This is a genomic window from Chryseobacterium candidae (genome assembly GCF_004916905.1).
In the GTDB taxonomy this organism is placed as follows: Bacteria; Bacteroidota; Bacteroidia; order Flavobacteriales; family Weeksellaceae; genus Chryseobacterium; species Chryseobacterium candidae.
In genome coordinates, this window is the sequence record NZ_SDLV01000002.1 from 1 (window position 1) to 26189 (window position 26189).

Consider the following 26189-nt stretch of genomic DNA (forward strand, 5'->3'; position numbering starts at 1 on the left):
CATGTTTACTGTCACAAAAATACAAATTCTATTATTTATTTTTCATTACAAATGATTAAATACGCATAATTAACTCATAATCAAAAAATTAACATTATTTCTATTTTACCAAATTTGACCAATTTCGTATAGTAGCATTGTTAAATTTGATCAATTCCGATATGCTTTTCTTGTATCAGCAAAAAAGCCACTGCATCTTTGCTCCAGGTAAAAACACAATGATATTTTATTTTTTGTATGTGTACAGTACAAAAACTTAAATATAAAAGCTGATCGGCAAAACCCCATGCCAGGGATTATATGGCAAAATTAATTATCATAAAAAACAAAATTATCATGAACAAAAAAATTAGAAATTCAGTTTTCGCAGGTGGAATGGCATTCGTATTTGCATTAAATTTTTTAGTACCTAATGTAGTTAAAGCACAAGGTATCGCCTATGGAGATCAAGTACAGTCTTCTAACACTTCACGCCAGGCGCTACCTCCGGGTTCAAGTGTATCTGCTGTTGCCGCTAGCGTTCTTCTTGCTGTAATGGTTGTTTCAGCTATAGTAGATGGTCTTCACGCTACAGATGATGTTTCAGCAAACGTCCAGAACTTAGACTAATAATGATTTAATGGCTCATTGTATTAATGAGCCATTTTTTTCCTGCCAGTTATGAAAAAAGCAATTAAAATATTTATCGTTACCTGTGTATCAATTTATTGGCTTTTTACATTTTTATATAATTCACCCAATAATTTTATAAAGATTGAGTATCAAAAAGAAATGAAAATATTTTCTACTTTTTTTGCTCAGAAATGGAGTTTTTTTGCACCTCCGCCGCAATTTAACTACAAACTTTATTTTACTTATCTGGATGAGAATAAAAATGAAATTGCAGCTTTCGAAGTCTATTCTTCAATTATAGAATCAAAACGAAATACAAGGCCATTTAATGGAAGAGCCGAAATGGTAGATTATACAATTTATGGATCTATAGAAGGTATCGTTAATACAATAGTGAAAGAAAGAACTGAAATAAACACCCAACAACCCGAGCTAAGTCTTAACAATGCCAATCTTCTGGCAGTACAAAAACTCAATGAAGCTCCTGAACAAGTTCAGGGTTTTCTTCTCTTGAAAGACTATGCGAAGATTGTTGGAAAAGATAAAATGTCTGCAGATAAGTTAAAGTCAGTAAAATATGTAACAATAAATATAAATTCCGAGGAAATTAAAAAGTTTGCTAACAGAGAAAGTAAAAAGCCAAATGTTGAATCTAAAGTAATTGCTTTCAGCCCATATCCTTTTTAAAATGAAAAAACTATTCCATTCAAATCACTATATATATCTTTCGATTTTCAGGATACTGATATCAATACATGTATTTAAAAAATATTTACAATTATTTTTCAATAAGGATCTCATCACCGATGCTACATTTTTGAAAGCAGCACCTGTTAATCCCATATTTCAGATATTTGGAATTCAGCAATCCACTATTTTTCAAAATATTAACATTATTCTTAGTATTATAATGTTGCTAAGTATTTTATTTGCCTTTGGGATTTTCAGATATTTCACTCCCTTATTGTTATATATTTCCGTTGAAATTGTTCAAAGAGCATATCCTTTTATATTAAATGGTGGTGATAATTTATTGAAATTTCTCTTACTGTACATGATTTTTACGGATTGCTACAGATATTTCACATTAAATAACAGTACCGGGCAAAAAAAAGACAGTATCAGCTATTTTGTAAATCAAATATCTGTTTTATCTATAAAAATTCATTTATCTTTGATTTATTTCGTTTCTGCCATATTTAAACTCAATGCTAAAGTCTGGTTCAGTGGTGTTGCCACTTATTATACTTTACAATTAGAAAGATTTAAGGGAACTGAAATGAATAATATACTAGCAAAAAATGGAATTTTTGTGACACTCTCTACCTATATTACTTTAATCTGGGAGTTAGCATTTCCTTTTCTTGCATGGCATAAAACCGGCAAATATGTGGTGTTCGCTCTTGGAATAATGATTCATCTGGGGATATACATTTTTATGATGATCCATGATTTTGAGATCCTATTTATGATGTGTTATGGTTTTTTCATAAGTGATGAAGAATGGAAAAAGGCTGGAGCCTATTTTCAAAAAATTACATTGCTATTCAAAAGAAAAATATTTAGTAAAGAATATGCTTAAGAGATATCTGAAACTGAGATTAAAATTATTATTTAAAGCATCAAACCAGAGTATGGATATTGGTGTTTTAGTGAGTATAATGCTTTTATTTTTATTTTTATTTAAAACGAATCATAATGGCTATTATGCATTAATTTCATCAACAGTTTTATTTATCATTCATTTTACGCGAAAGGATATTAATTTTTTAAAAAATATTTTAGGAAAGCAATTCTATATAAGCCTTGCATTAGAATATTTGATAATTTGGGTTTTTATAAATTTATTTTTCGTTTTCAAAGAAAATAACTTTATCTTTTTAGGAAATGTTTTTATATGTTTTGTTTTACCTTTTATAAAGCTAAAAAAATACATCGCAAATCCAGGATTTATTAACAAAATCCCTAATGCATTATTAGAGTGGAAAGCCTATATACGAAAGAATATTATAATTTTCTTTTCCTTTGTATTACTTTCCGGTTTCTTAGGATATCATCCTGCAACTTTGATAATATTAGGATTATGCTGGTTACATATTCTTTTGCATGTTTATTCGCTACAGGAAAATAAAGAAATTCTCATTCTGCAATTTTCAAGATTAAGATTAGAAAAAAAAATCATATACTCTTTTCTGATGTGCCTGATGATCTCAATTCCTGCTGTAATCAACTTTGCGTTTTTAAATCCTTTGCAAAAAGATTATATAATTTATTTCATTCTTTATGTTTTTCTTTCAAATTATGTTATTGTTATTAATAAGTATGTAAATTATAATGAAAAAGTAAAGGTAATCCATGTTAATGATGCAGACTTTTTCAAATTTACACTTATTATTGGATTACTAATTCCAGCAATAATTTATATAATACACAACAGAAAATCAGCCTTAAAGAAAATTGCAAAGTATGTTTAGTATACAAAATATCACATTGAATTATAACTCCAAAAAAGTTTTAGACAACCTTAGTTTAAATATAAATGAAGGGAACATATTTGGTGTTCTAGGAAGAAATGGTGCAGGAAAAACAACTTTATTTGAATCTATTTTTCAAAATACAAAATACAATGGACAAATATTATTACAAAACCAACCTATAAATAAAAGAGATATTTCGTATTTGGAATCTGAAAATTACTTTTATCCTTATCTGTCAGTTAACGATATTTTAAATCTGTTCATTCATGAGAACGAAGATGAAAAGGTAACAAAACTTACAAGTTTCTTTAATATTCCAACAGACTCTATTGTTGAAAAACTTTCATTAGGAACAAAGAAGAAACTTGCCATCCTTTGTAATATTTTAATTGATAGACCCATATACTTATTTGACGAGCCATTTAACGGACTTGATTTTGAAAGTGTCGAAAAGTTCTATTTTATCATTGATGAACTAAAAAAAAGAAATAAGATCGTTTTAATAAGTTCTCATATTATGGAAACTCTTACAAATTGTTGTGATCATATCGGACATTTACAAAATGGAAAATTCGCTAAAATTTATCTTTCAGAAGAATACCATTTAATAAGAACGCATCTTACAGAAGATATTCAGAAAGATTGGGTCTCTTACATCAACATTTAGCATTTAAAAACTAATTTCTATGGACAACAACCTTCTTTCATTGGAGTATATTTTTATTACTTCAATAGTTATCGCTTTATCCTTTACAGGATGTATTTATGGCATTGCATACTCTATTTCTTATGATAATTTTAGTATGACTGCCGTTGCTTTTTTTCCTATTCTTTCAATGTTTATTGCCTTTGTGCTTGCTGCTACTATTTTGTTTCTGTCATTAAAGAAATATAAGAATGAAAAAAAAGTAAATCATATCGCCAATTTTTATTATGTGACTTGTACATTTATTCTTAGTGGCATCATGATTTTTTTGATCGATGTTTTCGTGTATGCTTTAATTGATAAAACTTTATCTTTAAAATATGCTGAAACTTTGCAAATGATATCCAGACAATATGCGGTAACCTCAAAAAATATTGATTACGTGAAAAAAATTCCATTTATTCTTCAAAGTGGAATCATGATATTTACAGGCCTGTTGGCAGGGTCATTTTCGTCGTTATTCATTTTATCACAATATAAAAGCCTAAAAAAACAGCCAGACTTACAATCCATTTAAAAATTCACAAAATGAAAGTTATTATTTATGATTCTGAATGTAAGTTTTGTACGAGGTTTTCTCAATGGAGCCAATCTCATGTTAAAACGCTGGAAATTATTTCTGTAAGAAGCAAAGAAGCAAGAAAAATTCTTCGTGATAAAGGAATAAAGTTTATAGATCTCCAAACAATCTATTTTGTGAATGATAATGAAGTTTGGGTACGGTCAAAGGCAATATTTGAAATATTTGCACACTTTACTTCTCCCTGGAAAATTATTTCTTTTTTCTCTTTTTTACCTAATTCTTTCACGGATTTCTGGTATAAAATTTTTGCAAAATACAGATACAACTTTTAAAAATAAACCTATGAAATACTTATTGATACTACCGTTATTCTTTTTAATAACTATCAAAACCAAAGCTCAGGAGATCAATCGTTTTTTCTATGAAGTACAATATAAACCTAAAAAAGATTCTACAAGAAATGAAACTGCAATGATGGTTTTAGATATTAAAAAAGATCAATCGATCTTTAAAGATTATCAATTAATCGTTTCAGATTCAATCTCCAACGAAGTATTTAAAAAAATGCAAAAAACAGGCATTTACGAAAATCAGTCAGCACCTCCGAATGTCAGATTTACCTATTCGGTAACAAAAAAATATCCTGATATGGAAGTTCAATATACTGAAGATATTATGAACGGATTAACTCCTCTTACCTTTGGTTATCAGGAAAAAATAAATTTTGATTGGAAAATTCAGAAAGAAAAGCAAAAAATCGGTGAATATAATGCCCAAAAAGCAATGTTAAATTTTGCGGGAAGAAAATGGATTGCCTGGTTTTGTCATGATCTTCCTTTTAATGATGGTCCCTATAAATTTAATGGTTTACCTGGACTAATTGTAAAAATAGAAGATGATCAAAACAATTATTCATTTACCTTAAAAGGAAATAAAAAAGCGAAAGATAACAGTGAAGATTCCCTTATTAAAAAGTTCACTAATGGTAATGTGAAAATAGTAGAAAAAGTAAAATTTACAAAAACATTCGAAAATTACAAACAAGACCCTTTAGCTGCTATGAGAAATGAGTTAACTCCTCAATTATTAAGTATGACAATGCCTGGAACTGATATGAAGGTAAAAGACTTCATTGAGAAACAAGGGAAAGAAATAAAAGAATCTTACAAGCTAAACAATAATCCTATTGAAAAAGAATAATAAAGTATTTAATAAAAATTATATGAAGGGCAGTATTGCCCTTCTTTTTTTAAAGAAGCTTTTATTAAACCTGATTCTATACTCAGTGCTATGATTTTTGGAAACAAAAAAGCACCTACATTTCTGTAAGTGCTTGATTTAAAAAGTGGTCCCACCTGGGCTCGAACCAGGGACCACCTGATTATGAGTCAGGTGCTCTAACCAACTGAGCTATAGGACCTCAAAACTTGGTTAAATTTTGTGTTTGCAAAAATAGTAAAATTTCTTTCACTACAAAACTTTTTATTGCTTTTCTTGGCAAAGTTCTACCAGCACGCCGTTGGTAGACTTAGGATGAAGAAATACAACTAATTTGTTATCAGCACCTTCTTTCGGTTCTTCGGAGATAAACTGAAATCCTTCTTTTTTTAATCTTTCTACTTCCTCAAGGATATTTTCAACCCCAAATGCGAGATGATGGATACCTTCTCCCTTTTTATCAATAAATTTAGAGATCGGACTTTCTGGATTACTGGCTTCTAGAAGCTCAATTTTACTTTCTCCTGTTTCATAAAAAGAAGTAACCACACCTTCCCTTTCTACGGATTCTTTTTTATAGGATTCTTTCCCTAATAATCTGGCAAAAAGCTCATCAGAAATACCTAAAGACTTTACAGCAATACCAATATGTTCTAGTTTCATAAATACTAATCAATATAATTAAATCGTAAATTTGATACTGTAGTTGAATTTCAAAGTATCAATTCAAACAAAAGTACTAAATTTGCAGAAATTATGGAAAGTAACAGACAAAGAAAAGTAGCACAGATCATTCAGGAAGACTTCGCGGAGCTTTTCCGCAAACAGGCTTCAGAAAGCAAACAGAGCATATTGGTATCTGTTTCAGATGTAAAAGTAACTGCCGACTTAGGAATTGCCAAGATTTATTTAAGCATTTTCCCACAGGAATTCCGTACCGCTGTGATGAAGGAGATTGAAGAAAACAAACCTCAATACAGAAACTTCATTGGCCAGAAAATGGCAAAGCAGGTTCGTATTATTCCACAACTTAACTTTTACCTGGATACCGCTCTTGATGATGTTGAAAGACTGGAAAGAGAATTAAGAGGCGAAGGCGACAATCCTGTTTTATAGATCTTGAAGAATATTGCATTTTACATAGCGTCCAGATACCTTTTGGCTAAAAAAGGGAGTACTGCCGTTACGTTCATTACGTGGCTGGCAGTAGGTGCCATGACGGTTGCTGTGGCTGCAATGTTCGTCATTATTTCGGTTTTTTCAGGACTTGAAGGCCTGAACAAAGACCTTATTTCCAATCTTCATGCTGACCTTACTTTAAAAAGCACTTCCGGAAAAACGATCAAAAATCTTGATAATGTTGCTAAAATTCTGACCAGCAATAAAGAAATCAGCAGCTTCTCCCGTGTTATTGAAGAAAAAGTATACATCAGTTTCAACGGAAAGGGTGACATTGCTTACTTAAGGGGGGTAGATTCTGCCTATGTGAAGGTAAATCCTATTAATAAAGAGGTATTCTATGGAACTTATCCAAGTTTCAAATACTCCAATGAGGTATTAATGGAGAATAGTCTTGACAACAGGCTTTCAATTCCTGTAGATTCTTCCAATCATTATGCAACAGTCTTCATGCCGAAACCAGGAACGGGGATTATCAGTAAGGAAGAAGATATCTATAATAAAAGAGATATTCTGGTAACAGGTGTATTCCCTGGGAAAGACCAGCTGGACAGTTATATTGTTTCTCCTATTGAGCTTACAGAAGAATTGCTTAATCTTCCTAAAAAGTCAGCTTACCAGATTGTTATTAAACTGAAAAATCCGGAAAATGCAGATGCAGTAAAACAAAGCCTGCTTTCTTCACTCGGAAAGAATATCGAAATCAAAACCAAGGAAGAGGAAAATGCCGCTTTCTGGAAAATGATTAACACAGAAAAACTTTTTATTTACCTGATCTTTGCATTGGTCATCTTTATTACCACCTTCAATCTTGCCGGAGCAATTATTATCCTTCAGCTTGATAAAAAAGAGCAGGCAAAATCATTGATATCACTTGGTTTTCCTTTAAGCCATTTGAGAATGACCTATTTCTATACCGGACTCCTGATTGTTATTTCAGGTGTGATTACCGGATTAATTCTCGGAACAGCACTTTGCTACTTCCAGCTTTACACAGAATTCTTCAGAGCCAATGAGGTTCTGCCATTCCCAGTGAAAATTGTAGGAAAAAACTATCTTATCGTAGCCCTTACAGCTTCCCTGTTTGGAATCACTATTTCATGGTTTTTTTCAAAAATCAGCAAGGAATATATTACTAAAAACTAATATACCGACTTTATATATTACATACAATTAACATACTTCAGTTTCATTTTTTCGTATCTTTACGCCCCAATTTTAAAAAATGAAACAACTTTTATCTTTCTTTCTTTTAAGCGTGACATTTATTGGCGCTTTGGCACAGGCTCCGGCAGGATATTATAATCAATCGCCAAGCTTAACAGGTGCAGCTCTTAAAACAGCCCTTAAAACCATTATCAGTAATGGACACATAGACAATGGTTATGGTGGCCTATGGACAGGATACGCTACCACAGACCGCGATTATTTCTATGAAAATGACGGAACAATTCTGGATATTTATTCTGAAAATCCAAATGGGCCGGATCAGTATAATTTCACATATGGCCCTACAGATCAATGTGGATCGGCAGGATATTCTAATGAAGGTGACTGCTACAACAGAGAGCACGTTATCCCTCAGAGTTTATTTAGCAGTGCTTCTCCTATGGTAGCTGATATTCATTTTATCCGGGCTACAGATGGAAAAGTAAACGGAATGAGATCCAACTACCCTTTCGGAATTGTTGGTAACACTTCTTTCACCTCTAAAAACGGATCAAAGCTAGGCACATCTGTATCTGCAGGATATGCAGGTACTGTATTTGAACCCATTGATGCTTTCAAAGGTGATATTGCAAGAATGATTCTTTATTTTGTAACAAGATATGAAGATAACCTTCCCGGTTTCTCTACGGGTGATATGCTTGGCAGCACAGCATTTCCAGGGCTACAGCCTTGGGCACTTAACCAGTATTTAATCTGGAATGCAATGGATCCGGTATCTCCGGAAGAAATTGCAAGAAACAATGCTTCTTATACTTATCAGGGAAACAGAAACCCTTTCATTGATCACCCTGAATATGTTACCCAGATCTGGGGCGCTCCGGTTGTTGATAACCAGGCTCCTACAGCAGCAACCAACCTTGTTGCCAGCAATCCAACTTCAAACTCTATTGCTTTAAGCTGGACAGCCGCTACGGATAACGTGGGAGTAACTTCGTACCAGATTTACGCCAACGGAACATTAAAAACTACAGTTTCAGGTACTACAACGTCTACTATTGTTTCAGGGTTATCACCACTTACTCAATATACATTCTATATAATTGCTAAAGATGCTTTCGCAAACTCTTCTCCACAAAGCACAACAGCTACAGAAACCACTCTTGACACACCTGCCGGAGGAGGAAGCTGCGGAACTGAAAATTTTGAAATGATCACCGGCCCTGTAAATACATACATGACAGTAAACTGGACCAACAATGGAATTTCATGGACTGCTACGGACGCAAGAGTTGACCAGACCATCAATAATAAAGCTATTACCATAAAAAATGGAACTTTAACAAGTTCAACTTTCTCAGGTGGAGTTCAGAGTTTAACATTAACAACTCAATTGAAATTCTCCGGAAGTGCAGGATACTTTAATGTTCTTGTAAATGACGTCAATGTAGGAACTATTCCTTACAGTAATGTTGTTACTACAACTACCATTAATAATATAAATGTAAGCGGAAATGCTGTCATTAAACTGACCAATTCTTCTCTTACCAACAGAGTTGCTCTGGATGATCTTAGCTGGACATGTGCTACAACATTAGCAACGGCAGAAACTAAAAATGACAAATCAGCATTTATTATTTACCCCAACCCGGTAAAAAATAATGAATTATCTGTAAAAGGAGAAAACCTTGGCAAAATTTCAAAAGCTGATATCTATGATCTTTCCGGGAAATTAATTGAAACAATTACCAACCCTTTCAGACATTCAAACAAGATCAACCTTAAAGGTTTGGCTAAAGGAATTTATATTCTGAAAACAGATAATTTCTCTACTAAATTTATCGTAGATTAATTATTAAAAAATATTTCAAACCAAGGCCGGATTTTTCCGGTCTTTTTTTTACTTTTGATCTATGGATTCCAATAAAAAATTAGGATTGATAGGCAGAAACATTTCCTATTCTTTTTCTAAAAAATTCTTCGAAAACAAGTTCCAGAAGCTCATGCTGAAGAACTTCTCCTATGATATTTTTGATCTGAACGAAATCAGTGAAGTAGAAAAACTTTTTGCTTCTCCGGATCTGTTAGGATTCAATGTAACCATTCCTTATAAAGAGAAAATAATTGATTATCTGGATGAATTAAGTGATGAAGCTGAGAAAATAGGTGCCGTAAACTGCGTTCTTATTCAGGATGGAAAAAAAACTGGTTACAATACGGATGCGTTCGGTTTTGAAAAGACGCTTCTTTTACACAAAAAACCCACACAGGATAAAGCTTTAATCTTAGGAAACGGAGGCGCTGCAAAGGCAGTAAAATATGCATTAGACAAACATAATATTCCATCTGTAACCATTTCCAGAAGTACAGAAATCAATTTTGAAAATCTTGATCACGAAACCGTTGCTGAGCATAAAATTATCATCCAGTGTACACCGGTAGGTACTTTCCCGAATGTGAAAGACTGTCTGAATTTTCCTTTTGACGGACTTTCTCCAGATCATCTGGTTATCGATCTGATTTACAATCCCAACTACACCCAATTCATCATCAATGCCTCTGAAAAAGGAGCAAAAACCGTGAATGGATACTATATGCTTGAACAGCAAGCAGAAAAAGCCTGGGAAATTTGGAATTTTCAAAAAAAATAACATAAATTAGTGCTTTAATTGGCCTTTCAGCTATATTTAAAGGATATTAACGCCACTCACATAAAAGATTTGCTATGACTACAGAAAACAATCTTTCTGAAAACGAAGAAAAGAAAAATCCAAACGAAGTATCTCAGGACCCATCAGAAAACACCGTTTCTCATGATGCAAACCAACATGAGGATGATGCTGAGCACCTGGATGAACATGAAGAAGAAATCTCCCTTGCCGATGCTTTAAAGGAAATGGAAAAAATCATCAACACTCCCAACGCCGGAGAGAATTTCAAAAGATTCAACCAACTGAGGGAAAAAGCAAGTCATTATATCCATGATGAAGTGGAGGACAAAAAGCATGAATATGTAGAAGCCGGAAATCCTGCCGAAAATTTCAGCTATGAACACCCTTCTCAGGCTAAGTATTCTGCACTGGTCAATATCTTCAGAGAAAAACATGACGACTTCCAGAAAGGACAGGAAGAAGAGCAAAAGAAAAATCTTGACCATCGTCAAAACATAATCGAAAGACTTAAAAATCTATACACCAGCTCTGAACCAGGAATTAATCTTTTCAGATCTATCCGTGAGATTAAAGAAGACTGGTCAAAAGCCGGACAGGTTGCCAAGTCTGAATTCAAAATTCTTAACAATAACTATTTCCACCACCTGAATCAGTTTTATCAGATGCTGGATCTGAATAAAGAGTTTTTGGAACAGGAATACAGCCACAACCTGGAAAAGAGAGAGCATATCATTGCCCGTGCTAAAGAACTGGAAAACGAACCGGTAATTCAGAAAGCGTTAAATGAGCTTCAGTATCTTCATAAACTATGGAAAGAAGAAGCGGAACCTGTGGCCGAAGAGTTCCGTGAAAAGACATGGGAAGAATTCAAAGAAATTTCCAATAAAATTCACGAAAGAAAATCTGAACTTTCTGCTTCTATTGAAAAAGAGCAGACGGTTAACCTTGAAAAGAAGAATGAAATCATCGCTGAAATCAGGAAACTGTCTGAACCTTCGGAAACACCTAACCACAATTACTGGCAGAACGCCATTAAAAGAGTGGAAGATCTGCGTTCTGAATTTCTGAAGACAGGAAGTGTTCCAAGAAAACTTTCCAACCAAAACTGGAATGATTTCAAAACAACTTTAAGAGGCTTTAATACAACGAAAAACAATTACTACAAATCGTTGAAAGGCTCTCAGCAGACTAACCTTGAAGAAAAATTAAAGCTGATCCAGACGGCACAGGACAATATGAATAATGAGGAATGGGATATTGCCGTTCCGTTATTCAAAAAACTTCAGGAAGACTGGAAAAAAATCGGCCACGTTCCCAAAAGCATGACCAATAAAATCTGGGATGAATTCCGTGATGCCTGTAATGCATTCTTCAACAACTACAGAGAGAAAAGCAATACTTCTACGGACAACTGGAAAGAAAACTATAAAAACAAAAAAGCCCTTCTTGATGAATTGAAAGAGGTTTCCAATGAAGAAGGCAGCATCGAAAAAATCGAGCAGATCAAGACTTCATGGAATAACATAGGAAAAGTTCCAAGAGATAAAATTTCAATCAACTCTGAATTCAACAAAACATTGAGAGAGAAATTGAAAATAAACAAGATCAACGAACTTGAACTGAAAGAAGAAGGCCTATCTGAAAATCAGCTAACCGATAAAGCAAGAAAGATCAAAAATCAAATATCTGATCTTGAGGCAGAAATCGTTAAACTGGAAAACAACCTTTCTTTCTTCAACAAACCGTCCAGAGAAAATCCTCTGTTAAAAGACACTTACAATACCATTGATGAGAAAAAAGCTCATCTGGAAACGTTAAAACAAAATCTTCACAGCATTATCAGTGGAGATTAACAGATAACAAAATAAATAAAGGCGGAGCAAAGCAATTTGTCTTCGCTTTTTCTTTTTATACATATGAACAACGACGAATTTTATATTAAAAGATGCATCGAGCTGGCCCAAAAAGCTCTTGGCAACACCTACCCTAACCCTCTTGTTGGAAGTGTGATTGTTCACAACGGAGAGATCATTGGCGAGGGATATCATCACAAAGCAGGAGAAAATCATGCGGAAATCAATGCGATCAATTCCGTTAAAAATAAAAAACTAATCCCGGAATCAACAATTTATGTATCTCTGGAACCCTGTGCGCATTATGGAAAAACTCCGCCCTGTGCTTTAAAAATTAAAGAACTGGGATTAAAAAAAGTGGTGATTGGCGCTATGGACTCTCATGATAAAGTGAATGGCAAAGGGAAGAAAATCTTTCAGGATGCAGGCATTGAAGCCGTTTCAGGAATGCTGGAAAAAGAATGTATTAAACTCAACAAGAGATTCTTCACTTACCATGAAAAGAAAAGACCTTATATCATTTTAAAATGGGCAGAATCCGGTGATGGCTTTCTTGATAAAGATTTTAAACCTACTGCCGTTTCCAATACACTGGTCAATCAGTTCGTTCATCAATTGAGAGCCGACGAACATGCTATTTTAGTGGGAACTCAAACTGCTTTAAATGACAACCCAAGCTTAACAGTCAGAAATATAGAAGGAACAAATCCAATCAGGATTTTAATTGATTTTGATCTGAAAGTTCCTGCCAGCTTTAATATTTATAACAATGAAGCAAGAACATTGGTTTTAAATTCTGTGAAAGAAGGCACTGAAGGACACGTTCAATTCATTCAAATCAATAAGGATCATTTTCTGCCGGAACTCATGGAAGCACTATATAAAGAGCAGATACAATCAGTTATTATTGAAGGCGGCCGTTTTACCCTGCAAGAGTTTATCAATACCAATCTCTGGGATGAAGCAATAGTAATTAAAAATGAAAATCTCATCCTTGAAAACGGAACAAAAGCCCCGGAATTTAATTATACAATAACAAAAACAGAAGTATTCAGAGATAATATCGTTTCATTCTACAATTTAAAACAAAACTATTCTATCACCGATAAATGAAATAAATTCTTTACATTAGTTTTACCAAATTAAAACTACCATGAAAAATTTGAAAAAATTATCAAGAACCGGTTTAAAAACAATCCAGGGGGGAGTTTTTGTAATATGTACACTCCCTAATGGACAACCTACCAGATGCAGAGATCAATGTCCTCAGGATTTTTGCGGTACAACAAGTTATATGTGCCTGATCCCGATGGATCTTTGCGGAGATCAAATGTAAGACCGTAATTTTATATCAAAAAACAGATAAGCCGTCAAGATTTGACGGCTTAATTTATGATTATGGTGCAGAATAGTAAAGCATTTAATATTTTTGCATAAACAAAGCAGGAACCTCCAATGACGTTTGAATACAAAACCATAGAAAAGCCTATAGAAAATACTCTTTTAAAAGAAAAAGGAAGCAAATTCATCGGATTTGCTTACCCGGTAAATAATGAAAAAGAACTAAAAGCAGCCTTGGAAAAGATAAGAGAAGAACATCCGAAAGCTACTCATCACTGCTATGCTTTCAGAATGGGATTAAATGGTGAGAATTATCGCGCCAATGATGACGGTGAGCCTTCCGGAAGTGCGGGATTACCTATTTACAACCAGCTTCTGGCTCATGAAATTACAAATGTTCTTGTCATTGTTGTTCGTTATTATGGAGGAACTAAATTAGGTGTTTCAGGGTTGGTGAAAACCTATAAGGAATCTGCCAGGATCACATTAGAAGAGGGCAGTATTATCACCAGAGAACTGGAAACAGAAGTAGAGATTCAATTTAAATTCAATCAGCAGAATACGATTTTCACCCTGCTTTCAAAATTTGATGCTAAAGTTTTGAACTTCGATGCTCATGAAAACTGTATTCTTACTGCATCCCTGAAACTGGCTCAAAAAGAAAACATCTCAGAAAAACTTTCTGAGATGCAATATGTTTCATTTGAATTTAATGATTAATCCCTTCGTCCACCAAGAAGCAAAGATCCCCAGTAAAGAAGCTGTGCCAGAGAACCTAATGCGGCTACCACATAAGTTCTTGCTGCCCATTTCAAACTATCCTGTACTCCTACGAATTCTTCTGCAGTTACAGTTCCCGTATCCTTAAGCCACTTCATTGCTCTGTTACTCGCATCGTATTCCACGGGAAGTGTTACAAAAGCAAAAAGCGTGGTCATTGCAAACATCGCTACGCCAATGGCAAGAACAGTTGTATTTCCATTTGGATTCTCAATTGTTCTTGACGCAGCCATTACCGCGATACCCGCGATAAGAACAAACTGCATCAGATTAGAACTTATATTCACAATAGGAACCAACTTTGATCGTAAATTCAACATGGAATATCCTACTGCATGCTGCACTGCATGTCCGCACTCGTGAGCTGCTACTGCCGCCGCCGCCGCGTTTCTCTGCATATAAACTCCTTCAGAAAGGTTCACTGTTTTATCTGCCGGATTATAGTGGTCCGTCAATTGTCCGGGTACCGATATTACCTGAACATCATTTATTCCGTTATCTCTCAACATCTTTTCCGCTACCTCTTTGCCCGAAAGGCCATTTCGAAGGTGTACATTGGAATAATATTCAAATTTCGATTTCAATCTGGACGAAACCCACCAGCTCACCAACATCGAAATACCAATAATGATATAATAACCCCCCATTTTATATAAATTTTGTGTTTAATTTTACCCATAATCATATAAAAACTGTGCCAAAGTATACAATATTATTATTTATATTTGTCCTTTAATTCCTCTCAAAAAACATGTCTACAGTTTCAATTATTGAAGTAAAAACAGCGGGTCAGCTCAAGCAATTCGTAAGATTTCCAATGGATTTGTATAAAAACAATCCCTACTATGTTCCGTCCTTTATCAATGACGAAATCAACATCTGGAATGCTGATGAAAATCCTGCGCTTCAATATTCTGAGGCAAAGCAGTATCTGGCCTATAAGAATGACAAGATTGCAGGAAGAATTGCCGTTCTGATTAATCATAAGGAAGAAAGAGAATTAGGCATTAAAAAGGTACGTTTTGGATGGATCGACTTTATTGATGATGCTGAAGTTTCAAAGGCATTAATTCAAAAAGCAGTTGATTATGCCAAAGAAAAAAATATTGATAAAATTGAAGGACCTATGGGGTTCACCAATCTTGACAAAGCCGGGATGCTGGTAAAAGGTTTTGATCAGCTGGCAACTATGATTGGGATTTACAACCACGAGTACTATCCAAGACATCTTGAAAATCTGGGGTTAATCAAAGAAAAAGAATGGGTGGAGTTTGAAATCATTTTCCCTGAAACCTTGCCTGAAAAAATCCACAAGTTCAATCAGCTTATTTCTGAAAAGTATAAACTGAAGGTTTTAAAATTCAAAACAAAAGAAGAGATTATTCAGTATGTAGATCCGATGTTTGATCTTCTGGATGAAACGTACAAACACCTTTCTACCTACACGCCTATTTCAGATGAGCAGCGTAAGACCTACAAAGAGAAATATTTTAAGCTCATCGATAAAGATTTTATTGTATGTATCGCTGATGAACACAACAATTTGATCTCATTTGCTATTACCATGCCTTCTTATTCCAAAGCACTGCAGAAATCCGGTGGAAAGCTGCTTCCATTCGGCTGGTGGCATTTCCTGCAAGCAGGTAAGAAAAATGACAGGGCTAACTTCTACCTGATCGGCATCCATCCCGACTATCAAAGAAGAGGAGTTACTTCTATTATTTTCAAAGAAATCTGGAATATCTTCAGAAAAAAGGGCGTAAAATACCTGGAAACCAACCCGGAACTGGAAGAAAATAAAAGCATTCAGCTCTTATGGCAGGATTACAATCCGGTGAATCATAAAAGAAGAAGAACGTATTCAATGGAAATCAAATAATTGATACTGTAATTTGTACAACGTAAACTTAAAATCTAAACTTTGAATTTTATGAAACCACAACTTATCATATTTGCTGTTTTAATCGCTGGATTTATCAGTTACAATGTCTTTTTCCAGTCACCTGATGACAAAACAAACACCGTAATCAATATTCTTTTTGCGAGTATTCTTTTTGGATACATCTCCTTTATGGCCTACACTCTTCTTAGAAAAATGAAAAAATAAGACCATAAAACAGCATCAGTGCGTGGTTTGATATGAACCTCTATTCAGTTTCAATGAATTCAAAATATTCCAAATGCAGAGAATGAGGGCCCATTTTTCCACAGTTTCTATAAAAAAAAGGGGGAAAAGACGATAAAAAAATAATCATAAAAAGCTAATTTTTATTGATTCTAAATTACCGATTTAACTCATTTTCATCCGACTTTTAAGCTGATAAATTTCATGCTTTCTTGTTTATTCGCTAAATTTGCAAATTGAGATAATAATGCAAAAATGAATTTACCTGAAAGTTATATTCCAATCCTTATCCAGGCTGGTGTAGCAGTAGGATTTGTAGCTGTTTCTTTGCTTGGGGCACATTTCTTAGGCCCACAGCAGAAAAAAGGAAACTCTGTAAAAAACCAAAGCTGGGAATGTGGGGTTCCTGTAGAAGGAAATGCCAGAACACCGTTTTCTATCAAGTACTTCCTGACTGCGGTATTGTTCGTACTATTCGATATTGAAATCGTATTCTTTTATCCTTATGCTGTTAATTTCAGAGAGTTCGGTATGGAAGGATTCCTTGCCGTACTTACATTCGTTGCAATTTTCTTCGTAGCGTTTTTCTACGTCTGGAAACGCGGTGCGCTGGATTGGGATAAATAAAGTAATTATAAATTTTAAATTAAACATTTTAGATGGTGATTTTAAGTTATACCGGTAAGAATTAATTTAAAATCTAAAATTTAAAATCTAAAATCATCTACAAGATGTCAGATAAAAAACCAGTAATAAGAACAGATGCACCTGCTCCCGAAGGCTATGAAGGAGAAGGGTTTTTCGCAACAAAACTGAGCAGTGTAATCGGGATGGCAAGAAAGTTTTCGCTTTGGCCGTTACCATTTGCAACCTCTTGTTGTGGTATCGAGTTTATGGCTACCCTGAACCCTACATATGATGCTTCAAGATTTGGTATGGAAAGAAACTCTTTCTCTCCAAGACAGGCAGATATGCTGATGGTTTGCGGAACTATATCAAAGAAATTAGGACCTGTCCTGAAAGAAGTGTACACTCAGATGGCTGAGCCGAAATGGGTGGTAGCAGTGGGAGCTTGTGCTTCCAGCGGTGGTATTTTTGATACATATTCTGTACTCCAGGGAATTGATAAAATTATTCCGGTAGACGTTTACGTTCCCGGATGTCCTCCAAGACCTGAACAGATCATTGAGGGCGTAATGCAGGTACAGGCTCTTGCGGAAAGTGAAAGCATAAGAAGAAGAGACATGCCTGAATATCAGAAATTATTAGATTCTTACAACATAAGCAACTAAACGGAAATGACAAACGAATTTGTATTAGAAGCAATCACAAGAGAATTTCCGGAATCTGTTATTTCAAGTTCAGAACCTTATGGAATGCTGACCATTGAAGTGAAGAAAGAAGATATCAAGAAGATTATTCATTATCTGAAAGATTCATCACTGGAATTTAATTTCCTTACGGATATCTGCGGTATTCATTATCCTGAATTCCCTGAAAAGGAAATTGGTGTTGTCTACCATTTGCATAATATGATGGCCAATTTCAGATTACGTCTGAAAATCTTCATGTCCAGAGAAAATATTGAAGTAGATTCTCTTGTAGATCTTTATGTGGGAGCCAACTGGATGGAAAGAGAAACGTATGATTTTTATGGGATTAAATTTAAAGGACACCCGGATCTGAGGCCTATTCTGAATATGGAAGACCTGGGATACCACCCAATGTTGAAGGAATATCGCCTTGAAGACGGTACAAGAACCGACAAGAACGATAGCATGTTCGGAAGATAAAAAATAATGCAATAAGCAGTAAGCAGTAAGCATTTAGCTTAAAGCCTATAGCCTATCGCCTAAAGCATTTAAATTATGAAAGATAACTCATTATCTAATATATTAAACCAGTACGAAAGTAAGGAACAGATTGACGGACAATTATATACCCTGAATCTGGGACCTACCCACCCTGCTACGCACGGGATTTTCCAGAATATCTTAACGATGGACGGAGAGAGAATCCTTCACGCTGAGCAAACAGTAGGATACATCCACAGAGCATTTGAGAAAATTTCCGAAAGAAGAAACTACTCTCAGATCACTACCCTTACGGACCGTATGAATTACTGTTCTGCACCCATCAATAACTTAGGTTGGCACATGACCGTAGAAAAACTGATTGGCGTAGAAGTTCCCAAGCGTGTAGACTATATGCGTGTTATCCTGATGGAGCTTGCCAGAATCGGTGACCACCTGATCTGTAACGGGGTAACCGGGATGGACTCAGGAGCAATTACAGGTCTTACTTATATGTTCATCGAAAGAGAACGTATTTATGATATGTATGAGCAGATCTGCGGAGCCAGAATGACTACCAATATGGGAAGAATCGGAGGATTTGAAAGAGATTTCACGCCTAAGTTTCATGAGTTGTTGAAAGACTTCTTAAAAACTTTCCCGCCAAGATTCAAAGAATTCTGTACTTTATTAGAAAGAAACAGAATTTTCATGGACAGAACCATCGGTACAGGAGCTATCTCTGCCGAACGAGCTTTAAGCTACGGTTTCACAGGTCCAAACTTACGTGCAGCAGGTGTAGATTACGATGTTAGAGTTGCACAGCCTTATTCTTCATACCAGGATTTCGACTTCATTATTCCGGTAGGAACTTCAGGAGACACTTACGACCGTTTCATGGTTCGTCAGCAGGAAGTCTGGGAATCCATCAAAATTATCAAACAAGCATACGAAAATCTTCCGGAAGGGCCATTCCATGCGGATGTTCCTGATTTTTATCTTCCTGAAAAGGCAGATGTATATCAGAAAATGGAAGCATTGATCTACCATTTCAAAATTGTAATGGGAGAAACCGATGTACCGAAAGGAGAAGTTTACCATGCTGTAGAAGGTGGAAACGGAGAATTAGGTTTCTATCTTGTGAGTGACGGAGGAAGAAGCCCTTACAGACTTCACTTCAGAAGACCATGCTTCATCTACTATCAGGCATACCCTGAAATGATTACAGGTTCTGTAATCTCAGATGCTATTGTAACGATGTGTAGTATGAATATTATTGCGGGAGAATTAGACGCATAACTGGAATTATAAATTTTGAATTATAAATTATAAATTGATTTTAGACCATTATTCAGTTAGAATTTAAAATCTAAAATCTAAAATTTCAAAAATGAGCGAAACAATAGCTTTTAAACCGGAAAGTTTAGCACAGGTACACAAAATTATCGCAAGATATCCTGAAGGAAGACAGAAATCTGCTCTTCTTCCTGTACTTCACCTGGCACAGAAAGAATTCGGAGGATGGTTAGATGTTCCTGTGATGGATTATGTTGCCGGACTATTAAGTATCCAACCGATCGAAGTATATGAAGTGGCTACTTTTTATACCATGTTCAATATGAAGCCGGTAGGTAAATATGTTTTGGAAGTCTGCAGAACCGGACCTTGTATGGTTTGTGGAAGCGAAAAAATCCTGAATCATATCAGAACCAAACTGAATATTAAAGACGGAGAGACTACTGAGGACGGTATGTTCACTTTAAAACCAGCTGAATGTCTTGGAGCATGCGGGTACGCACCCATGATGCAGCTTGGAAAATTCTTTCATGAAAATTTAACGATAGAAAAAGTAGATGAAATCCTTGATCTTTGCAGACAGGGACAAGTTGCTTTAGACTAATAGAAATTTTAAATTCTAGGTTTTAGATTTTAAATTATTCACTTAACGTTTAATCATAATTAATGCAAAAAGCCCAAAGCTAATTGCAATAAGCAAATAACAATGAGTAAAAAACTTTTACTTAAAGACGCACATATAGAAGGTATCCGCTACTTTGAAACCTACCGTAAACAGGGAGGTTACACAGCTGCTGAGAAAGCCTTGAAAATGACTCCTGACGAAATTCTTGAAGAAGTAAAAGCTTCAGGACTAAGAGGTCGTGGTGGAGCTGGATTCCCAACAGGAATGAAATGGAGCTTTTTGGCAAAGCCTGAAGGCGTTCCAAGACACCTTGTTGTGAATGCGGATGAATCTGAACCCGGAACATTCAAGGACAGATATCTGATGGAGTTCCTTCCTCATTTATTGATCGAGGGAATGCTGATTTCTTCTTACTGTTTAGGTTCCAATACTTCTTATATCTACATCCGTGGAGAATATTCATGGATTCCGGATATCCTTGAAGAAGCTATTGAAGAAGCCAAAGCAGCAGGATTTTTAGGTAAAAATATTTTAGGAACCGGTTTCGATCTTGAAATCTATGTACAGAGAGGTGGTGGAGCATATATCTGCGGTGAAGAAACTGCTTTGCTTGAATCCCTTGAAGGAAAAAGAGGTAACCCAAGATTAAAACCGCCATTCCCGGCTGTAAAAGGTCTTTGGGAAAGACCAACGGTGGTAAACAACGTTGAATCTATTGCGGCAGTAGTTCCGATCATTGATATTACAGGTGCTGAGTATGCTAAAATCGGAGTGGGAAGATCTACAGGAACGAAATTAATTTCTGCTTGTGGAAACATCAACAAACCGGGGGTATACGAAATCGATATGACGATCACTGTGGAAGAATTCATCTATTCTGATGAATATTGCGGTGGTATTAAAGACGGTAAAAGATTAAAGGCTTGTATTCCCGGAGGAAGTTCTGTTCCGATTGTTCCGGCAAACTTATTGTTGAGAACCGTAAACGGAGAGCCAAGATATATGAACTATGAATCATTGGCAGATGGTGGTTTTGCTACCGGAACCATGATGGGTTCAGGAGGTTTCATCGTTTTGGATGAAGACCAGTGTATTGTAGAACATACCATGACCTTGGCAAGATTCTACAACCACGAAAGCTGCGGACAATGTACTCCTTGCCGTGAAGGAACGGGATGGATGTACAAGATTTTAAAGAAAATCGAGAAAGGAGAAGGAAAAATGGAAGATATCGATCTGCTTTGGGATATCCAGAGAAAAATCGAAGGAAATACGATCTGTCCATTAGGTGATGCAGCGGCTTGGCCAGTTGCAGCAGCCATTCGTCACTTCAGAGATGAATTTGAGTGGCATGTGAAAAACCCGGAATTGTCTCAGACACAAAACTATGGATTGGCACATTATGCAGATCCTATCCCGGCTGTTGAAAAGAACGCATAGGTAAGATGAAAAAATTATTGGTTGTCGGCTTAATGATGTCGAATTTTGTATTTGCACAGAATAAGAAAACTGATACTGCAAATTATAACAGATCTGTTGAAGAGGATTTGTCATATTTAGTGAACGAGAAAGAGCAGATTAAAGCTGAGAGAAAGGAAAAGCCTTTACCATTAAGCAAAAAAGGTCAGGTTTTCGTATTTTACGGATGGAACAGAGCGGCTTACAGCAATTCTGATATCCACTTTAGCGGAAACGGATACGATTTTCAATTGAATAATGTAACCGCAAAAGACAGACCTACAAAATTTGGAATTGTCTATTTTGATCCAAGCTGGTTTACCGTAACACAGTATAATTTCAGAATAGGATATTTCATTAAAGACAATTTAGCATTGGTACTGGGGATAGACCATATGAAATATGTAATGGATCAGAACCAGACTGTAGGTTTCAAAGGTCATATTTCAGATCCAGAATATGCAGCAATGGTTCAGAACGGGCAGGTTAATCTTGCAGATGAGAAGTTCCTTACTTTCGAACATACTGATGGACTTAATTATGAAAACTTAGGTCTTGAGAAATACAAAAACCTTGTTCATAAGAAAAATATAGATTTAGTATGGTCTTATGGAGCCGGAATCGGGTTTATGTTTCCGAAAAGTAATGTAAAACTTTTTGGTAACGAAAGAAGTGACCGCTTTCACGTTGCTGGTATGGGAACCGATATCAGATCCAGTCTTAACTTGGTATTCTGGAAAAACTGGATGCTGAGATTAGAAGGAAAAGCAGGTTATATTAATATGTGGGACATTAAAACCACTTTGAATAACAAGCCGGACAAAGCACGTCAGGATTTTGTTTTCGGACAGGTTCTTGGAGGAATTGGATATACATTTAATACAAAGAAATATAAATAACAAAGCCTATTGCTTAACGCATAAAGCTTAAAGCATATCATATGAGCGAAGAAGTTAAAAAATTCAAAATAACTATAGACGGACAGACTACTGAAGTTTTGCCTGGTACTTCTATTCTGGAAGCTGCAAGACAAATCGGTGGTAAATCTGTACCTCCTGCAATGTGCTACTACAGCAAGTTGGAAACCAGTGGAGGAAGATGCAGAACTTGTCTGGTAGAAGTTTCTAAAGGATCTGAAGCAGACCCACGTCCTATGCCAAAATTAGTAGCAAGCTGCAGAACTAATGTAATGGACGGGATGGAAGTAAAAAATCTTACTTCTGAGAAAGCTCAGGAAGGAAGAAAAGCGGTTACCGAATTCCTTTTGGTAAATCACCCGCTGGACTGCCCTATCTGCGACCAGGCAGGAGAATGTCATCTTCAGGACTTAGGATATGAGCATGGTGTGGAAAACACAAGAACAGAATTCGAAAGAAACACTTACGAAGCTGATGATCTTGGGCCGAACATCAAACTAAATATGAACCGTTGTATTCTTTGCGCAAGATGCGTACTGACAGCCAACCAGCTTACAGAAACACGAGAACACGGTATCCTTTTCAGAGGAGATCACGCTGAAATTTCAACGTATTTAAATAAAGCTTTAGACAATGACTTCATCGGAAACGTTATTGACGTTTGCCCTGTAGGAGCATTAACAGACAGAACAGCCCGTTTTGCAAGCAGAGTCTGGTTTACAAAACCTATGAATGCTACTTGTAAGTGTGATAAATGTTCCGGAAAAGCTGTAGTCTGGATGAAAGGTGACGAAATTGTAAGAGTTACCGCAAGAAAAGACCAATGGGGAGAAGTGGAAGAATTCATCTGTGATACATGTCGTTTTGAAAGAAAAGCTTTATCAGACTGGAACATCGAAGGTCCTAGACATATTGACAGACATTCTGTAATTTCATTGAATCACTACGAAAAGCCAAAAGATGAGCTAAGAGTTTTAGACAATCCGATGGCTAAAGAAATCAGTGAAAAAGACGAAAAATAGAATAGTTGGAAGTTAGGAAGCTGGAAGCTGGGAGTTTAATAAATCCCCTAAATTTCAGTTTTAATTTTAGCTGTTTTAATAAAATATAAAAAATTTGGTAATGTGATGAAGAGTTGATGCCACGACGTGATAAACTTCCAGCTTCCAGCTCCCATCTTCAAACATTTAAAATAAAAAATGGATTTACTTACATTTAAACTTATACTTGTACTAGCGCTTTTCCTGCTGTCACTTACGATTGCAGCCTACTCTACATGGGCAGAAAGAAAAGTTGCCTCTATCATGCAGGATAGAATTGGTCCCAACAGAGCCGGACCTTTCGGATTGCTGCAGCCTCTTGCTGACGGTGGAAAATTCTTCTTTAAAGAAGACTTTACGCCTGCCAATGCAGAAAAATTCCTTTTCGTATTAGGGCCGGCTTTGGTGATGTTTATTTCATTGATTACAGGAGCTGTGATTCCTTGGGGTAAAAGTTTAAATATTGCAGGTACTTCTTTTGATCTTCAGGTAGCTAATATTGACGTTGGTGTACTTTTCATCATCGGTATGGCTTCCATAGGGGTTTACGGAATTATGATCGGAGGTTGGGCTTCGAACAACAAGTATTCATTATTAGGTGCTATCCGTGCTTCTTCTCAGATGATTTCTTATGAACTGGCAATGGGACTAGCACTTCTTTCAATCATCATGATGGCTGGAAGTTTAGACTTGAAAGAAATTACTGAAAGTCAGACTACCGGAAAATTATGGGGCGTTATTCCTTGGGTTTCAGGATTGAACTGGAACATTTTCTACCAGCCGATCGCTTTCCTTGTTTTCTTTGTAGCAGCCTTAGCTGAAACCAACAGACACCCGTTCGATTTACCTGAGTGTGAATCTGAATTGGTAACAGGATACTCTACAGAATACTCTTCCATGAAGTTAGGTTTATATATGTTCGGAGAATATGTGAACATGTTTATCTCTAATGCTTTCATGGTCGTTCTTTTCTTCGGAGGGTACAACTATCCTGGTATTGAATGGGTAACTCAGAACTGGGGAGAAAACACAGCAGGAATTTTAAGTATCGTAGCATTCCTTACGAAAACAGTAATCGGAATTCTGATCTTTATGTGGATCAGATGGACACTTCCAAGATTCAGATATGATCAGTTAATGCACTTAGGATGGAAAACTTTAATCCCAATGGCATTGGTAAACCTATTAATTACAGGAGCTGTAATTTTAGCGTTTGGAAATTAAATTATCTAAACCTAACAGATTTTTGAAACCTGTTAGGTTTGTGTAAATATTGAATATTAAAAATTAAGATAACAGACAAGATTAGTCTAAAATCTGGTGTCTAACATCTAATATCTATAATTAAATGAAACTTACAAACAGATCAAAAGTTGTTTCCAATAAAGAAATGACCCTTGCTGAAAAAATCTACCTTCCTGCCATCTTTACAGGAATGGGGATTACATTTAAGCATGCTGTAAGAACCGTGATAAAGGGTGCTCCCGCAGTATATTCGTATCCGGAAGTACAGAAACCAAGAACGACTATCTGGAGAGGCCAGCACGTTTTGAAAAGAGACGAGGAAGGCAGAGAAAGATGTACAGCTTGCGGACTTTGTGCGGTAGCTTGTCCTGCAGAAGCCATTACAATGACTGCTGCTGAAAGAACTAAAGAGGAAAAAGGTCTTTACAGAGAAGAGAAATATGCATCAGTATATGAAATCAATATGCTAAGATGTATCTTTTGCGGTATGTGTGAAGAAGCCTGTCCTAAATCGGCCATCTATCTTACCGACAGATTGGTAGACGTGGAAACCAACAGAGGTTCTTTCATTTACGGAAAAGATAAATTAGTTGAAAAAATAAATGAAAGGATTGATATCACAACAAGACAATCCGAGAAACAAAAAAATGCGGTAAAATAATGGATCAGTTTTTATTTTTCTTGGTGGCGTTTTTAGCAGTGGCAAGTGCTGTTTACTTTGTATTTGCAAGAAATCCTCTTTATGCTATTTTGTCATTAATTGTTACGATGTTTTCAATTGCCGGAATGTACATTCTTCTCAATGCACAGTTCCTGGCAATCATCCAGATTATTGTTTACGCAGGTGCTATCATGGTACTTTTCCTTTATATCTTAATGATGCTTAACCTTAATAAACAAGACGAAAGTAAGAAGAACAATACTTTAAAATTTGTTGGAGTTTTTACGGCAGGTCTTCTTTTGGTAGGTGTATTGGGAGTTTTCAGAGGAGTAAAAGACAATCACATTGTTGTTGAAAATGTAGACAGAGGGGTTGGTCTTACCAAAAATCTGGGTAGACTTTTGTTTAATGAATATGTTTTACCGTTTGAGCTTGCTTCCATCCTAATTCTGGCAGGTATTGTAGGTGCGGTATTAATCGGTAAAAAAGATTTATAAAATT

General features: G+C 35.6%; 31 protein-coding genes and 1 tRNA gene. 29 read left to right on the forward strand and 3 right to left on the reverse strand.

Annotated features, from left to right (window positions below; all coding sequences use genetic code 11):
• Window positions 1–336: 336 nt before the first annotated feature.
• The 8 genes from EK417_RS00235 to EK417_RS00270 all read left to right on the forward strand — a co-directional run bounded on the left by EK417_RS00235 (window position 337) and on the right by EK417_RS00270 (window position 5518).
• Window positions 337–609, forward strand: coding sequence for a hypothetical protein (locus EK417_RS00235; RefSeq protein WP_136521035.1), 273 nt, complete (start codon window positions 337–339; stop codon window positions 607–609).
• 162 nt (window positions 610–771) lie between these two features.
• On the forward strand, window positions 772–1299 hold the full coding sequence (locus EK417_RS00240; RefSeq protein ID WP_136521036.1) for a hypothetical protein: 528 nt from the start codon (window positions 772–774) through the stop codon (window positions 1297–1299).
• 1 nt (window position 1300) lies between these two features.
• Window positions 1301–2194, forward strand: a complete 894-nt coding sequence (locus EK417_RS00245; RefSeq protein ID WP_076597209.1) for an HTTM domain-containing protein — start codon at window positions 1301–1303, stop codon at window positions 2192–2194.
• Complete coding sequence (locus tag EK417_RS00250; protein ID WP_076597208.1) at window positions 2109–3086, forward strand: hypothetical protein; 978 nt, start codon at window positions 2109–2111, stop codon at window positions 3084–3086. Before EK417_RS00245 ends, EK417_RS00250 begins: the two co-directional genes overlap by 86 nt.
• Window positions 3079–3756 carry an ATP-binding cassette domain-containing protein gene (locus EK417_RS00255; protein ID WP_110368346.1) on the forward strand — a complete coding sequence of 226 codons (678 nt, stop codon included), beginning with the start codon at window positions 3079–3081 and terminating at the stop codon, window positions 3754–3756. The genes EK417_RS00250 and EK417_RS00255 overlap by 8 nt, the downstream gene beginning before the upstream one ends.
• A gap of 19 nt (window positions 3757–3775) precedes the next feature.
• Window positions 3776–4312, forward strand: a complete 537-nt coding sequence (locus EK417_RS00260; protein WP_110368345.1) for a hypothetical protein — start codon at window positions 3776–3778, stop codon at window positions 4310–4312.
• Between the two features lie 11 nt (window positions 4313–4323).
• Window positions 4324–4650: a thiol-disulfide oxidoreductase DCC family protein gene (locus tag EK417_RS00265; RefSeq protein ID WP_076597205.1), complete on the forward strand. Its 327-nt coding sequence runs from the start codon at window positions 4324–4326 to the stop codon at window positions 4648–4650.
• Entirely contained in the window at window positions 4625–5518 is an 894-nt protein-coding gene (locus EK417_RS00270; RefSeq protein WP_228408066.1) for a GLPGLI family protein, read from the forward strand. Before EK417_RS00265 ends, EK417_RS00270 begins: the two co-directional genes overlap by 26 nt.
• Before the next feature lie 146 nt (window positions 5519–5664).
• Here EK417_RS00270 and EK417_RS00275 read toward each other — a convergent pair.
• Window positions 5665–5738, reverse strand: a tRNA-Ile gene (locus tag EK417_RS00275).
• Window positions 5739–5800: 62 nt separating this feature from the next.
• Window positions 5801–6199 carry a methylmalonyl-CoA epimerase gene (gene mce / locus EK417_RS00280; protein WP_076597204.1) on the reverse strand — a complete coding sequence of 133 codons (399 nt, stop codon included), beginning with the start codon at window positions 6197–6199 and terminating at the stop codon, window positions 5801–5803.
• A gap of 93 nt (window positions 6200–6292) precedes the next feature.
• On the opposite strand from mce, the gene rbfA reads away from it, so the two are divergent.
• From rbfA to EK417_RS00315, 8 genes are all read left to right on the forward strand, one after another.
• Window positions 6293–6652, forward strand: a complete 360-nt coding sequence (gene rbfA, locus EK417_RS00285) for a 30S ribosome-binding factor RbfA (RefSeq protein WP_034693455.1) — start codon at window positions 6293–6295, stop codon at window positions 6650–6652.
• Between the two features lie 3 nt (window positions 6653–6655).
• The gene (locus EK417_RS00290) at window positions 6656–7861 is read left to right on the forward strand and encodes an ABC transporter permease (RefSeq protein ID WP_076597203.1); all 1206 of its coding nucleotides are present in this window, start codon (window positions 6656–6658) and stop codon (window positions 7859–7861) included.
• 79 nt (window positions 7862–7940) lie between these two features.
• Window positions 7941–9734, forward strand: a complete 1794-nt coding sequence (locus EK417_RS00295; RefSeq protein ID WP_110368343.1) for an endonuclease — start codon at window positions 7941–7943, stop codon at window positions 9732–9734.
• 61 nt (window positions 9735–9795) lie between these two features.
• On the forward strand, window positions 9796–10533 hold the full coding sequence (locus EK417_RS00300) for a shikimate dehydrogenase family protein (RefSeq protein ID WP_076597201.1): 738 nt from the start codon (window positions 9796–9798) through the stop codon (window positions 10531–10533).
• A gap of 74 nt (window positions 10534–10607) precedes the next feature.
• On the forward strand, window positions 10608–12407 hold the full coding sequence (locus EK417_RS00305; protein WP_076597200.1) for a DUF349 domain-containing protein: 1800 nt from the start codon (window positions 10608–10610) through the stop codon (window positions 12405–12407).
• Between the two features lie 63 nt (window positions 12408–12470).
• Window positions 12471–13520 (forward strand): bifunctional diaminohydroxyphosphoribosylaminopyrimidine deaminase/5-amino-6-(5-phosphoribosylamino)uracil reductase RibD, encoded by a 1050-nt coding sequence (gene ribD, locus EK417_RS00310; protein ID WP_136521037.1) that lies wholly within the window; start codon window positions 12471–12473, stop codon window positions 13518–13520.
• A 40-nt stretch (window positions 13521–13560) separates the two neighbouring features.
• Window positions 13561–13743, forward strand: a complete 183-nt coding sequence (locus tag EK417_RS21745) for a bacteriocin-like protein (RefSeq protein WP_076597198.1) — start codon at window positions 13561–13563, stop codon at window positions 13741–13743.
• A gap of 119 nt (window positions 13744–13862) precedes the next feature.
• Window positions 13863–14468 carry an IMPACT family protein gene (locus EK417_RS00315; protein ID WP_110368341.1) on the forward strand — a complete coding sequence of 202 codons (606 nt, stop codon included), beginning with the start codon at window positions 13863–13865 and terminating at the stop codon, window positions 14466–14468.
• Here the strand turns inward: EK417_RS00315 and EK417_RS00320 are convergent.
• Window positions 14465–15175 carry a zinc metallopeptidase gene (locus EK417_RS00320; protein WP_076597196.1) on the reverse strand — a complete coding sequence of 237 codons (711 nt, stop codon included), beginning with the start codon at window positions 15173–15175 and terminating at the stop codon, window positions 14465–14467. The genes EK417_RS00315 and EK417_RS00320 overlap by 4 nt on opposite strands.
• Window positions 15176–15279: 104 nt before the next feature.
• Between EK417_RS00320 and EK417_RS00325 the strand changes: the two genes are divergently transcribed.
• From EK417_RS00325 to EK417_RS00380, 13 genes are all read left to right on the forward strand, one after another.
• The gene (locus tag EK417_RS00325; protein WP_136521038.1) at window positions 15280–16407 is read left to right on the forward strand and encodes a GNAT family N-acetyltransferase; all 1128 of its coding nucleotides are present in this window, start codon (window positions 15280–15282) and stop codon (window positions 16405–16407) included.
• Between the two features lie 51 nt (window positions 16408–16458).
• The gene (locus EK417_RS20940; protein ID WP_168801911.1) at window positions 16459–16635 is read left to right on the forward strand and encodes a hypothetical protein; all 177 of its coding nucleotides are present in this window, start codon (window positions 16459–16461) and stop codon (window positions 16633–16635) included.
• Between the two features lie 273 nt (window positions 16636–16908).
• Window positions 16909–17280, forward strand: coding sequence for an NADH-quinone oxidoreductase subunit A (locus tag EK417_RS00330; protein ID WP_034693436.1), 372 nt, complete (start codon window positions 16909–16911; stop codon window positions 17278–17280).
• Window positions 17281–17384: 104 nt separating this feature from the next.
• Window positions 17385–17945 carry an NADH-quinone oxidoreductase subunit B gene (locus EK417_RS00335; RefSeq protein ID WP_002983540.1) on the forward strand — a complete coding sequence of 187 codons (561 nt, stop codon included), beginning with the start codon at window positions 17385–17387 and terminating at the stop codon, window positions 17943–17945.
• A 6-nt stretch (window positions 17946–17951) separates the two neighbouring features.
• Complete coding sequence (locus EK417_RS00340; RefSeq protein WP_076597194.1) at window positions 17952–18446, forward strand: NADH-quinone oxidoreductase subunit C; 495 nt, start codon at window positions 17952–17954, stop codon at window positions 18444–18446.
• 75 nt (window positions 18447–18521) lie between these two features.
• Complete coding sequence (gene nuoD, locus EK417_RS00345; RefSeq protein WP_076597193.1) at window positions 18522–19745, forward strand: NADH dehydrogenase (quinone) subunit D; 1224 nt, start codon at window positions 18522–18524, stop codon at window positions 19743–19745.
• 91 nt (window positions 19746–19836) lie between these two features.
• Window positions 19837–20346, forward strand: a complete 510-nt coding sequence (locus EK417_RS00350; RefSeq protein WP_076597192.1) for an NADH-quinone oxidoreductase subunit NuoE family protein — start codon at window positions 19837–19839, stop codon at window positions 20344–20346.
• Window positions 20347–20448: 102 nt separating this feature from the next.
• The gene (gene nuoF, locus EK417_RS00355) at window positions 20449–21807 is read left to right on the forward strand and encodes an NADH-quinone oxidoreductase subunit NuoF (protein WP_002983547.1); all 1359 of its coding nucleotides are present in this window, start codon (window positions 20449–20451) and stop codon (window positions 21805–21807) included.
• 5 nt (window positions 21808–21812) lie between these two features.
• Complete coding sequence (locus tag EK417_RS00360; protein WP_110368339.1) at window positions 21813–22724, forward strand: hypothetical protein; 912 nt, start codon at window positions 21813–21815, stop codon at window positions 22722–22724.
• 41 nt (window positions 22725–22765) lie between these two features.
• Window positions 22766–23764: an NADH-quinone oxidoreductase subunit G gene (locus EK417_RS00365; RefSeq protein ID WP_076597191.1), complete on the forward strand. Its 999-nt coding sequence runs from the start codon at window positions 22766–22768 to the stop codon at window positions 23762–23764.
• A gap of 177 nt (window positions 23765–23941) precedes the next feature.
• The gene (nuoH, locus tag EK417_RS00370; RefSeq protein ID WP_076597190.1) at window positions 23942–25006 is read left to right on the forward strand and encodes an NADH-quinone oxidoreductase subunit NuoH; all 1065 of its coding nucleotides are present in this window, start codon (window positions 23942–23944) and stop codon (window positions 25004–25006) included.
• Window positions 25007–25130: 124 nt separating this feature from the next.
• Window positions 25131–25688 carry a NuoI/complex I 23 kDa subunit family protein gene (locus tag EK417_RS00375; RefSeq protein ID WP_040996950.1) on the forward strand — a complete coding sequence of 186 codons (558 nt, stop codon included), beginning with the start codon at window positions 25131–25133 and terminating at the stop codon, window positions 25686–25688.
• Window positions 25688–26185, forward strand: a complete 498-nt coding sequence (locus tag EK417_RS00380; RefSeq protein WP_034693417.1) for an NADH-quinone oxidoreductase subunit J family protein — start codon at window positions 25688–25690, stop codon at window positions 26183–26185. The genes EK417_RS00375 and EK417_RS00380 overlap by 1 nt, the downstream gene beginning before the upstream one ends.
• Window positions 26186–26189: the final 4 nt, after the last annotated feature.

Excerpts from the sequence above, each read along its gene's own strand:
- EK417_RS00265 (WP_076597205.1), top strand. The coding sequence starts at position 4,324 with ATGAAAGTTATTATTTATGATTCTGAATGTAAGTTTTGTACGAGGTTT.
- EK417_RS00330 (WP_034693436.1), top strand. The coding sequence starts at position 16,909 with ATGAATTTACCTGAAAGTTATATTCCAATCCTTATCCAGGCTGGTGTA.
- EK417_RS00250 (WP_076597208.1), top strand. The coding sequence starts at position 2,109 with ATGAAGAATGGAAAAAGGCTGGAGCCTATTTTCAAAAAATTACATTGC.
- nuoF (WP_002983547.1), top strand. The coding sequence starts at position 20,449 with ATGAGTAAAAAACTTTTACTTAAAGACGCACATATAGAAGGTATCCGC.
- EK417_RS00375 (WP_040996950.1), top strand. The coding sequence starts at position 25,131 with ATGAAACTTACAAACAGATCAAAAGTTGTTTCCAATAAAGAAATGACC.
- EK417_RS20940 (WP_168801911.1), top strand. The coding sequence starts at position 16,459 with ATGAAACCACAACTTATCATATTTGCTGTTTTAATCGCTGGATTTATC.
- EK417_RS00295 (WP_110368343.1), top strand. The coding sequence starts at position 7,941 with ATGAAACAACTTTTATCTTTCTTTCTTTTAAGCGTGACATTTATTGGC.
- EK417_RS21745 (WP_076597198.1), top strand. The coding sequence starts at position 13,561 with ATGAAAAATTTGAAAAAATTATCAAGAACCGGTTTAAAAACAATCCAG.
- EK417_RS00300 (WP_076597201.1), top strand. The coding sequence starts at position 9,796 with ATGGATTCCAATAAAAAATTAGGATTGATAGGCAGAAACATTTCCTAT.
- EK417_RS00255 (WP_110368346.1), top strand. The coding sequence starts at position 3,079 with ATGTTTAGTATACAAAATATCACATTGAATTATAACTCCAAAAAAGTT.
- EK417_RS00240 (WP_136521036.1), top strand. The coding sequence starts at position 772 with ATGAAAATATTTTCTACTTTTTTTGCTCAGAAATGGAGTTTTTTTGCA.
- EK417_RS00340 (WP_076597194.1), top strand. The coding sequence starts at position 17,952 with ATGACAAACGAATTTGTATTAGAAGCAATCACAAGAGAATTTCCGGAA.
- EK417_RS00320 (WP_076597196.1), bottom strand. The coding sequence starts at position 15,175 with ATGGGGGGTTATTATATCATTATTGGTATTTCGATGTTGGTGAGCTGG.
- EK417_RS00235 (WP_136521035.1), top strand. The coding sequence starts at position 337 with ATGAACAAAAAAATTAGAAATTCAGTTTTCGCAGGTGGAATGGCATTC.
- nuoD (WP_076597193.1), top strand. The coding sequence starts at position 18,522 with ATGAAAGATAACTCATTATCTAATATATTAAACCAGTACGAAAGTAAG.
- nuoH (WP_076597190.1), top strand. The coding sequence starts at position 23,942 with ATGGATTTACTTACATTTAAACTTATACTTGTACTAGCGCTTTTCCTG.
- rbfA (WP_034693455.1), top strand. The coding sequence starts at position 6,293 with ATGGAAAGTAACAGACAAAGAAAAGTAGCACAGATCATTCAGGAAGAC.
- ribD (WP_136521037.1), top strand. The coding sequence starts at position 12,471 with ATGAACAACGACGAATTTTATATTAAAAGATGCATCGAGCTGGCCCAA.
- mce (WP_076597204.1), bottom strand. The coding sequence starts at position 6,199 with ATGAAACTAGAACATATTGGTATTGCTGTAAAGTCTTTAGGTATTTCT.
- EK417_RS00260 (WP_110368345.1), top strand. The coding sequence starts at position 3,776 with ATGGACAACAACCTTCTTTCATTGGAGTATATTTTTATTACTTCAATA.
- EK417_RS00335 (WP_002983540.1), top strand. The coding sequence starts at position 17,385 with ATGTCAGATAAAAAACCAGTAATAAGAACAGATGCACCTGCTCCCGAA.
- EK417_RS00350 (WP_076597192.1), top strand. The coding sequence starts at position 19,837 with ATGAGCGAAACAATAGCTTTTAAACCGGAAAGTTTAGCACAGGTACAC.
- EK417_RS00315 (WP_110368341.1), top strand. The coding sequence starts at position 13,863 with ATGACGTTTGAATACAAAACCATAGAAAAGCCTATAGAAAATACTCTT.
- EK417_RS00325 (WP_136521038.1), top strand. The coding sequence starts at position 15,280 with ATGTCTACAGTTTCAATTATTGAAGTAAAAACAGCGGGTCAGCTCAAG.
- EK417_RS00360 (WP_110368339.1), top strand. The coding sequence starts at position 21,813 with ATGAAAAAATTATTGGTTGTCGGCTTAATGATGTCGAATTTTGTATTT.
- EK417_RS00305 (WP_076597200.1), top strand. The coding sequence starts at position 10,608 with ATGACTACAGAAAACAATCTTTCTGAAAACGAAGAAAAGAAAAATCCA.
- EK417_RS00365 (WP_076597191.1), top strand. The coding sequence starts at position 22,766 with ATGAGCGAAGAAGTTAAAAAATTCAAAATAACTATAGACGGACAGACT.
- EK417_RS00380 (WP_034693417.1), top strand. The coding sequence starts at position 25,688 with ATGGATCAGTTTTTATTTTTCTTGGTGGCGTTTTTAGCAGTGGCAAGT.
- EK417_RS00245 (WP_076597209.1), top strand. The coding sequence starts at position 1,301 with ATGAAAAAACTATTCCATTCAAATCACTATATATATCTTTCGATTTTC.